Source organism: bacterium, from assembly GCA_024224155.1.
Classification (GTDB): domain Bacteria; phylum Acidobacteriota; class Thermoanaerobaculia; order Multivoradales; family JAHEKO01; genus CALZIK01.
The window spans coordinates 1-814 of the sequence record JAAENP010000287.1; the positions used below are offsets into that span (position 1 = coordinate 1).

Here is an 814-nt window from a genome sequence, read left to right on the forward strand (position 1 = left end):
AAAGAGGAGATGTCGCCCGAGGAGCGGCTTCGTTTCCATCAAGATCACTCCGCCAAAGTCATGACGGATCTGAAGAGCTGGATGAATGAGCAACTGGAGGAAAGGAACGTCGAACCGAACTCCTCGTTGGGGGGCGCCTTCTTCTACATGCTCAAGCGATGGGACAAACTGACGTTATTTCTGCGCAAGCCTGGCGCACCGCTGGACAACAATATCTGCGAACGAGCGCTGAAGAAAGCCGTCCTCCACCGCAAGAACGCGCTCTTCTACAAGACCGAAAAGGGCGCTCGCGTCGCCGACACCTTTATGAGCCTGATCTACACCGCCGAGCTGGAGGGAGTCGATCCGTTCGACTATCTCACCGAGCTCCTGAGGCATCCCGAAGAGCTGCGGCGCAGCCCCCAGGATTGGATGCCCTGGAACTACCAGGCGGCTGTTGCGGCTGCCGAGGTGGCGGTCGCTCAGTCTGACGTCGAGTTGGCGGCCTGAGCCGCGCGATCCGAGTCGGCAATTGGTCCATGCCGACGGGGGCCGGCGGCCTCCGCCGGCCGGTTGCGGCGCTTGTGTCCCGACGCCATGGTGGGCAGCCAATGGTCTCGCGTCAGCCAATGGCGAAGGCGGCGTCACGCCTCGCGCCGACCCCATGGTCGCAATCGCCGAGTAAATTGGCTCTACGCACGCCTACCGGAAGGACACTCTCGGTCTTCTTCGTGTTGATGGAAAGGGCTTTGCGGAGGTGCGCGAGTCGCACGTTCTTCTTCTCCAGCTCGGCCATCATCCAGAGACAAGTCTCGATGGTGGCTTTGAGCTTCTC

2 protein-coding genes are annotated in these 814 nt (G+C 61.1%); one reads left to right on the plus strand and one right to left on the minus strand.

Annotated elements, in window-relative coordinates:
* Positions 1-489: IS66 family transposase (locus GY769_15000; protein MCP4203229.1), on the plus strand; the 489-nt coding region annotated here is incomplete at its 5' end.
* A gap of 112 nt (positions 490-601) precedes the next feature.
* Here GY769_15000 and GY769_15005 read toward each other — a convergent pair.
* Positions 602-814 (minus strand): hypothetical protein (locus GY769_15005; protein ID MCP4203230.1); only part of this gene is annotated, 213 nt, incomplete at its 5' end.